The organism is Zoogloea sp. 1C4 (assembly GCF_009469605.1).
In the GTDB taxonomy this organism is placed as follows: Bacteria; Pseudomonadota; Gammaproteobacteria; order Burkholderiales; family Rhodocyclaceae; genus Zoogloea; species Zoogloea oryzae.
Map to the genome: position 1 here is coordinate 1 of NZ_SSXU01000045.1, position 8,552 is coordinate 8,552.

Genomic DNA, 8,552 nt, shown 5'->3' on the forward strand with positions numbered 1-8,552 from the left:
AGGTTGGCATTGAGGCCGTTGGCCAGCGCAACCGCAGCCGTTGAAACGCCGGGTGCCTTGCACGCGGCCACGATCTCTGCCTTAAAGGTGTCGCTGTACCGACCACGACGCCGACCGGCGGTGGGAAAATTGACTGTTGAAGCGTCCATGTGTCCTCCAGAAGATGGTGTTGGAGGACATGATCGTCAGGGGATTACGAGCGACTGAGGAGATGACTTGGCTGGACGCTTACTTCGCATTCACGCGCTGTTGGCCGGGGAAGCCAAGGCAAACCTGCTCGCTGTTTTTGGGGATGTCGCGCGATTGGCGGGCACGAAGGCGCAGCAGCGCGGCAGCTAACAGATCAGCGATTTCTTGATGCCCGTGCCGTGGCCGGTCAGGTGATGTGCAAATGGAGATAGGTTCGATTTCTGTCATGGTAAGCGTTCCGATGGAAAACGCTGCTCATGCTAGAAACCAAGGGCACTTCGCGTAACGTGATTTAGCGTGAGTGCGCGGGTCTTCGCGCTAACTGATGCGCTGATTGAAGCAATAGTGATCTGGCATGCTCGGCCGCGTACTCGCATGCACTTCGGTGATCCGGAATTCGTACCCGAAATCGGTCATCTGATTCAGCGGGACTTCGACATACGCAGTCGGCCCCGTACCTACCGGTTGAGGGCCGAAGTCCGGCCACGCTTTGAACAGAGCCCGATACTCCTTCTCTCGACTGTAGGTCTGACCGCACAGGTAGAAGGCACACAATCTGGAGATGCCTTGAAGCACGAACTCACGCCCATGTTGCTGCCGAATGGTCGAAACCAGATCAGTCAGTAGCGGGATGGGCGTCCCTGGCTGCGGTTCGTACACGATCTTCCGGAAATTGGGGTTCTTGGCCGTGATGTCGATGGTCAACCGAACACCATCGGACGCAGCGAAGTTTCGCCAGAAGTATTCCTCGTCTTCGTGCGACAGGTTTGCTTCTGTGAAAGATGCATAGAACAACTGCGGCAGCAACAGAGCGCGATACGTCGGTTCGCCACTTGCATCAGGCTCAAGGTATCCACGCAGTCCATGCGTCTGGCAGAAGGTGACGATCTCCCCATCGGTGAGTCGCTTCTCGATATTCGTCAATCGGAAGATTCCGGTCGAGAGAATGTTTTCTGCCGCCTCACGCGACGTGTAGTGATAGACGGTCGCCGAGCTGATGCTTGGCCATAGATGGGCTGTAATCGCATCCGACAACCTCGGGGTCGGTTTCGCCATGTCGCTGACGGTCTTGTCTGTCACGGTAATGTCGCGCAGTTGCATGGCATCGGAAACGCCATGCTTCGAGAGGATCGCATTGATGTCGGCGACGATGGCGTTTAGGGTCATGATTTGTATTGCCGCCAATCAGCGAACCGGCATCTGGCCGTTGGAGACAAACTGATCGAAGCTGTCAAAGCTCTCGCCGTCTTGCCAAGACCGATCCCATGACCGTGGTTCAGCACTTTCCAGTAGCAGAAGGGTCAGGACGCGATCTCCTGTGGTGTAGCTGTGCTTGAACTCGCGCAACTTCATGTGTGGTGCCTCCTCCGGGCACCAGATCGCGGCAGACATCTCCGTGCCATCCCACTCCTGCTCAACGGTGGAATCAGCAGCCAGGGTGCCGGGTAATGGTTCCTGCGGATCGTCAGTGCGCCGAATGCGGGCGCGCGTCTTGACCGCGCTACTGCTGCGCCATTCGTACTTCACGAAACCGTTGTCCCAATAGACAAGGATTGCCCGCTGCGTGGTGAATTTGATGAACCGAATGCACAGCGCCTCGAACGACACCTGGAACCGTTTGGCTAGGGCGCTCAGGACATGCAAGTCGACGCGCTGGTTCGAGATCCACTCGCGCAGCAAGTCGCCAGGCATCAGCAGGTTGCTGGCAAAGTCGTCCGCCTCACGTTCGATGACACGGATAGTGTCAGCGCCGGAGTACACGCTTTCCTTGTCGCAGTTGAAACTTTGCCGCTGATCGCGGTGAAGAATGAAGTGGCCCAGTTCGTGAGCGATGGTGAAACGCTGGCGTTCGGGGTTTGCCTTGCCGTTATAGAAGATGCCCCACTCTGCGTTGTCCTGTGGGTTGCGCACCAACATGCCTTCGCAGCTATTGATGTCCAGCACCATCGGGGCCTTGATCTCCCGCACCCCTTTGCCGTAAGGCGTCTCTGGAAGCATTTGCCGGACGACTTCCAGATCCACGGCATCCGGCATGCCGTCGGCGTGCCACGCCCGCAACCATCTCAAGACGGTGCTGGCCGCGATGGAACCAGTTAGGGGCTGGGATGAGCTCAATTGTCAGACCGCCTTAGTTCTTGTCGGGGAACATGATTTTGAGTGCCTGACGGTAACGATCCTTCTCCTCGTCCGTCATTCCAGCGTACTCGCGGAAGAAGGCCACATCTTCTGGACTGGCCTGAGGAACCTGTTCAATGGGCTCGCCCATGATGTCCTCCATCGTCACGCCCAGCACCCTGGCCAAGGCCTGGACCCGTTCAGCGGATGGACGCTGGCCGTCCTTCATTTCCAGTTCCCAAATATACGCCTTGGTACAGCCGACTTCGTCGGCGACCTGTTGCAAGGTCAATTTCTTCGCCTCGCGTAAGCGTCGCAGGCGTGCTCCGAACGCTGAAGCCATAGCGATGCTCCTGTAGGGGAAAACAGTCAGTTAACAAAAACAAGATCGCTAGTATAGCCGCGAGATACAAATAAGGTCTAGATGTGCCGCTTTGATTGACAAGCGGAAATCTGAGGTTCAGAATCGCGCTTGTATCTCGCTGCTTTACTTGTGTGGGGTGCGTGTTCAGTAACCTAGTCGCTGGCCAGTGCAGTCCGTACATCGGTCGCAGACCTTCGACGCCGATCCAGAAAGGACGATCAAGATGAAGAAGACCTTTGTCGACGTGATGCTCGAGCTGCCGGTGGACGCCACGCTGCGCGACTTCCTGACCACCCATAGCCTGCCTGTGCCCGATGGCTTTGCCTGGGATGACACACCGGAGACCAGCCAGTTTCTGGTCGAAGCGGTCAAAGTCTGGCCCGACATTGCTGCCCGCGACCGGATGACGGCCAACCTCATGGCCAGCGTTCAGTTGGGCGATGCGGCTGGTAAGCAGGCGATGTTTGAGGCGGCCGTGACCGACGGTGCCGCTTTGGCGGGTTTGACGCTGTGTGCAAGCGACATCCATCGTTCCTTCTGGCTCTACGTCCACCACCCGGCACTGTTCGAGCGTGCCTATGACTTCAGCTTTTGGGAACAGCATGGGCAACAGACACAGCAATACGATCTTGGCCTGAAACGCCAACCGAACGGTTCGGATGCCAATCTGACCGCGTTGCGTCACGCCATCTCGGCCTTCTACAAGTGCGAACTCCAATGCGGAGACGGCAGCGTGGCGCACTTGGTCGAGCGCAGCCCGGGCGTGTTCCTGCTGTCGGTCCATGTCAAGGACATGGCGATGCTGCGCCTGGAGTTCGAGGGAGCGACCCTGAAACGCCGGGTCGGCAACCCCAACATCCACATGGTGCTGGAGTACGCCAAGTCCACCGGTGTAGTGCGCACGCTGGTGCGCGGCGGTGCAAAGTATCAGCAAATGCTGGTCGAGGCCTTCGCGGAGCATGTGCTGGGCGTGAAAGCAAGCGCTCACAAGATCAAGTCGCCGACTCTGGATCTGTCGATGCTGCGCACCGGGTTCGATGTGCCGGATGCGTTCGAGGACGGCTTCTCGATGGTTCAGTTGAAGGCACTCACCCTGCTCAGCCCTGACACGGCGCTGAAGATCGAATGCACGGCGATGCAATCCAGCCAGCAACGCTCGGTGCACGATTTGCTGAAGGAGAAGCTGCCGGGCCCGCTGGAGGGGCAGTGGGCGGTGACGGCGGCGCAGGTCAATCTCTACTACCCACCCGAGCCGGGCAGGACTCGCCCCAAGGTGGTCACCATCGAAGTGACCAGCAAAGGGCGGCTGAACCTGCACAAGTTCGACGCGAAGATGCAGGCGCAGCTGGAAGGCTACTTGGTTGCGGTGGGCATCTTGCAGAAGGGCCAGACCCTCAGCGCCCAGGAGTTGCCGCCAGAGACCGACCCAGTCAGTTCCTCATCCGCTTTCGAGGACTGACCAATGACGACGCACGATGCCTGGGCCCTGGTTTGCCGGCTGTTCGCAGGTGGCACGCCGGTGCTGCGTGCCACGCTGTCGCCACGCGAGGTATCTGCTTTGTCTATGCTCGGCAAAGCCGTCAGGCCAACAGTGGTGGATCAGTTTTTTGTGCTCTGCCCCCACTGTCAGCAGCATCGGGCGCAGGTCTGGGGCGATGGACGGGACGGTCGGATCTGCCGGTGCCCGGAGTGTGGCCAGGTTCCTGTCGAGGCAATCGACGGTGCGGCGTTGGCCCTGGACGAAGACTGGCTGCGGCAGAAAATGCGCCTCGCGCTCGACATCGAGAGCCGCGACGACATCGATGACTTGGGCGACGGTGCTTGGCGGCTCGGTAATGCCCGCAGCTCGCCGGTCGTGCTGGCCCGAGAGCTGACGAGAGTGCTGCATGAGCCGTCCTTGCTGGATCGTGTTCGGGTGGCGGGAAGCAACATCCGGGTAATCACCCCCAGGCCGCGCACGACCCGTGGATCGCCCTTCGGCTCCGGTGTGGAATGGCTGGCGCTGGAAGAACGATTCACGTTCTATGGCGGCGGGATCGCCTTCATCCCTTCTGTACCGTCTGTAGCGCCAGCAGTGGCCGATCCGGCCGCACCTGTGAACGGGCCATTCTCGGCGGACTTCAAGTGGGCGACGCTGCCGGACGTGCAGGCAGCGCCGATCCGCTTTACTGACGGTCAAGCGAAGGTGTTCGAAGCGCTCTGGTCGTTCAAGGGGGCCGAGGTGGACGGCGAAAGGATCATGCAGCGCGCTGGCCAGAAGAGCGACAAGCCGATTGACCTGTTCAAGATCAAGTCGAAGGACAAGGGCAAGCCGGAGCACGAGGCTCGACTGGCAGCCTACGGGGCACTCGTCGTCACACAGCAACGCGCTGGACTGTATGCGATGCCGTGTTCGGCAACTGGAAAGGGGGCGAACGTCATGACATGAATTCAGCACCGAAGCGCCTGGCTCGCGCTGACTTCAAGAGCCTGACTTTTTCATTTTTTGGAGAGATTGAAATGAGCGGAAAGAACCAATGGGTCGTACCCATCAACGGCGGCGATCAATGGGGTGTGCGGGGAGAAGGCAACGACCGTCTCACCTCCATCCATAACACGCAGCAACAGGCGATTGACCGTGCGCGGGACATCGCCATCAACCAGCAGAGCGAGATGCTCATCCAAGGGCGGAACGGCCAGATCCGTGAGCGCAACAGCTACGGTGACGATCCGTTCCCGCCCAAGGGTTGACCTGGAGGCTGGCCTCGCGGGTTTGCCGTTCTGCTTTGCTCGTGCAAACCCGCGAGCCAACCATTTCCGTCGGCGCACGCATAAGTGATTGACGAACAACGCCGTCTGCGTGTGCCACGGCGAAGAAGTTAGCGCCGATTTCGAGAGAAGAGAGGGCGGAACGGAGGGCAACCGGGGATGTTCCTGCCAGGCCATAGGACCTCGGTCGCACACGCAGAATGTGCGGGAACCCCGCGTGTCATGCGGGAAGCACAAATGAAAACGCCCAACTGAGAACAGTTGGGCGCTGAATTTTGGTGGCCAGTCGCGGAATCGAACCACGGACACGCGGATTTTCAAGGCATAAATAGCCTTTGTCCGCTGCGCAGCTACACGCAACAGGTCGTAGAATCAAGCACTTGGTCGCACTGAACCGCAGTCAAGCGCAGACGATTTCCATTGCCCCTGACAGAAAAACGTCAGAAGCCAACGGTGGCAGGAGTATGCCACTCTGGCCAAGCGCAATGCAAACCGCAGCGAGTGAAGAGCACGGATGAGCACTCCCGGCTTGACATGAGCACAGGTCTACACCTAGCGAAATGCCCCGCTCCGCGCACACTCGCCACATAAAAAAAGAGCCTCCGGAGAGGCTCTCAGTAAATCACGCGTTTTCACGCTGCTAACAGCCGCGCCGGCTGGCATGCCCAGCGCAATTCACGGCCCGAGGCTTTGACGGTGAGTCCGTCTGCTTCACCACCGACGCACCTCCGACAAATCGATGATGTCCGAACACAAGGGTACTTCCGGAGACCGCAGATCGCGCGACCATACCTTCACTTCCCGCATGCCCCTCTCCTTCTGTCGGGCTCGGTAGGCCCGCTGACGCTCAGCAGCCGATGCATGCTTGGCCGGCCTGCCCCGCCGCGCAGGAGAGGCTTCGTCTGAACAGCAGGGAGTGGGGCTTGAGGTCTTCGTTGAATCGGTCATTTTCGTTACTCCATCAGATTGGCGGAGTGAACGTATAGGCGGTGGGACAGACGATGATGCCCACGCCTTCATGAAGGCCCGTCTCCGTGGCGCCCGCTGCCACCTCCTCGCCGTCATGCCGCAGGAGAGGCCGTTCTAGCGGGTCATCGCAGTGCGTTTCGTCACACTGTGACGCCTTTCAAGTCACGCCGTGATGAAATACGCGGCGTACGCTTTCGTCAGTCCGTAACGAAATGCAGCTAAAAAACACGTTGGCATCAATCGGACGATGGGCTTCTCGTCACGCCGTTGTATTGGCCGGGACGTCGCACGTCACCCGTTACGAAAAGCGACGCCCAATACGCCAAGATGTCGAACGCCAGACATCGGCGCCGTCGTCTACCCAGGACGGTGGCCAATCACCGTACATCACGCCGCGACACCTTCGCGAACGCGCCTCCGCGTCAACGCGCCCCCTCATATGCGTGAGGCCGTTACCTGAGAACTCACCTGCGCAGCCCTATTCCGCGGGTGACCTCGATTAGCGCACGAGTCCGCTCTCATCCCCCACCTGTTGCACCTATACACCTGCGTCATCACTTACAGGTTCGCCCTATGGCCCGCGCACGCACATCGAACGACAGCACCGACACTACTCCGACGACATCCCGCGACGCACAGCAATTCGCCATGCTGCTGGACAAGGCCACCCTGTGCGAGCGTCTGAACATTTCACCCAGAACGATCGAAAATATGGTTAAGGACGGCTCCTTTCCGCCCCCTGTGCGGGTCGGGAAATACGTCTACTGGAGCGAGGTCGCCATTCGCGGTTGGCAGCGCCGTCTCTTCGCAGCCCAAGAAGCCTGGACGAGCCATTGATGCCCTGAATCGCCCCACTGCGGTCATTCGGGTCAGTCGTAGCCTAATGACGGCTTCCGACTCCACAACGGACGCTTCCTCCGTGCCAATCTTATGGCCTCAACGAGAGGCCAAGCAGTGCAAATCACTTCTTCCAACTCACCAGGGAATGCTCGCGCGTCGTCGGCAAGTTTGGCTCCAGTGGGAACATATCGCTCATAGCTAAAGCCATTCGGCAAAGTCTAGCGCGCGATACTCGGCGCGTGTAAAGGCGATAGTTTGCGGATATCCATCCAGCCCCACGACCATCACTGAATCCGTTGAGCGCCCATGCATGCAGACAAGCGTTGACGTGAAGTCTCGATCCGATACCACGGCTTCATGATAGGCATTGCGTTCGACGTTGTACGTATCTCCGCACGTATACGTATCCCGCTGTTGAATAGCGACATGGACTCGAGTGGCGGTCTTCCGGAGACGGTTGGATGTGGCCGCAGCGTATCTATCGCCACTGTAGTCGACTTCGTAAAGTGGTTGGCAACCGGTCGAGTCTGCGCTCACGTTGTATAGAATATTCGTGATCTGACCTTTGAGGATCCGGCTTTCAACGTGGCAATTATGCGTGTGGATGAACGCAGGCATCCCGGTCACAATTCGCGGCCCGTGAGGCCAGAAATGCAAGCGCCACTCCTCCGTCTCGGTACGCCCAAGAAGCACAACGTAGAAGCCGTGGGGATGGATCAGACAATTTGGGCTCTCCCTCATCAGCCAGGCCTTCACGGCACACTGAAGGGCTGCTAGCGGCTCTTCTCGAACGCGACCCCATTCCATTGGGATATCTAGGTCAGCGAGCATACGGCGATCCGGATCTGATGGCCTGCACTGCTTCCTCCTCCAAGCTCGTGACAAGGGCACTTTCCTCAAACATTGTGCGAAGCGTTGCCGGCACCCCATCATCACCCACTATGGCAACTTCGTGCGCCTCATCGCGTACCCAGTCAAACTCGTTAACAAAGGCGGGGAAATCCCGATGACTCCGCAGATAGCGGGACGCGTTGTCCTTCGGATCCTCGCGAGTGACAAGAATCTCGTCGGATGAGCCCTCAATGCGGAACGTTGACAGTCGCCTGCTGAGGAAAAGGCGGATCTCTACCAATCCGTAATTTTCCCGCGCGGCGTCGATAAGTCTAAGAATGGTAGCTAGCACTTCTGTCTGGACGTACCGAGCCTGTCCGAATTTTTGTGTTTGAGGCATAACATCAGACCCGGAGGGAATGGTTATGCCAAGGCAGAAACAGAAGTTACCGCTGCCGCCTGTAGCAGCGTTGCCGGAAGGTGCGCAGCAGTGGCT

10 protein-coding genes are annotated in these 8,552 nt (G+C 58.8%); 4 read left to right on the top strand and 6 right to left on the bottom strand.

Annotated elements, in window-relative coordinates:
* The 5 genes from GH681_RS24190 to GH681_RS22240 all read right to left on the bottom strand — a co-directional run.
* On the bottom strand, positions 1-149 hold a 149-nt coding region (locus GH681_RS24190; protein ID WP_153163699.1), incomplete at its 3' end, for a transposase.
* A gap of 79 nt (positions 150-228) precedes the next feature.
* Entirely contained in the window at positions 229-417 is a 189-nt protein-coding gene (locus GH681_RS22225; protein WP_153163700.1) for a hypothetical protein, read from the bottom strand.
* A 90-nt stretch (positions 418-507) separates the two neighbouring features.
* Positions 508-1,356, bottom strand: a complete 849-nt coding sequence (locus tag GH681_RS22230; protein WP_228112034.1) for a hypothetical protein — start codon at positions 1,354-1,356, stop codon at positions 508-510.
* An 18-nt stretch (positions 1,357-1,374) separates the two neighbouring features.
* A complete protein-coding gene (locus tag GH681_RS22235) occupies positions 1,375-2,304 on the bottom strand; it encodes an ImmA/IrrE family metallo-endopeptidase (RefSeq protein WP_228112035.1) in 930 nt (309 codons plus the stop codon).
* A 13-nt stretch (positions 2,305-2,317) separates the two neighbouring features.
* Positions 2,318-2,647 carry a helix-turn-helix transcriptional regulator gene (locus GH681_RS22240; protein WP_020200576.1) on the bottom strand — a complete coding sequence of 110 codons (330 nt, stop codon included), beginning with the start codon at positions 2,645-2,647 and terminating at the stop codon, positions 2,318-2,320.
* A 244-nt stretch (positions 2,648-2,891) separates the two neighbouring features.
* Between GH681_RS22240 and GH681_RS22245 the strand changes: the two genes are divergently transcribed.
* From GH681_RS22245 to GH681_RS22260, 4 genes are all read left to right on the top strand, one after another.
* Positions 2,892-4,127 (top strand): hypothetical protein, encoded by a 1,236-nt coding sequence (locus GH681_RS22245; protein ID WP_153163702.1) that lies wholly within the window; start codon positions 2,892-2,894, stop codon positions 4,125-4,127.
* Between the two features lie 3 nt (positions 4,128-4,130).
* Complete coding sequence (locus GH681_RS22250; protein WP_153163703.1) at positions 4,131-5,096, top strand: hypothetical protein; 966 nt, start codon at positions 4,131-4,133, stop codon at positions 5,094-5,096.
* 71 nt (positions 5,097-5,167) lie between these two features.
* Positions 5,168-5,398, top strand: a complete 231-nt coding sequence (locus GH681_RS22255; RefSeq protein WP_153163706.1) for a DUF2188 domain-containing protein — start codon at positions 5,168-5,170, stop codon at positions 5,396-5,398.
* Positions 5,399-7,033: 1,635 nt separating this feature from the next.
* Entirely contained in the window at positions 7,034-7,222 is a 189-nt protein-coding gene (locus GH681_RS22260) for an AlpA family transcriptional regulator (protein WP_153163704.1), read from the top strand.
* An 823-nt stretch (positions 7,223-8,045) separates the two neighbouring features.
* Here GH681_RS22260 and GH681_RS23835 read toward each other — a convergent pair.
* A partial coding sequence (locus GH681_RS23835; RefSeq protein WP_228112037.1) for a hypothetical protein occupies positions 8,046-8,552 on the bottom strand: 507 nt, incomplete at its 5' end.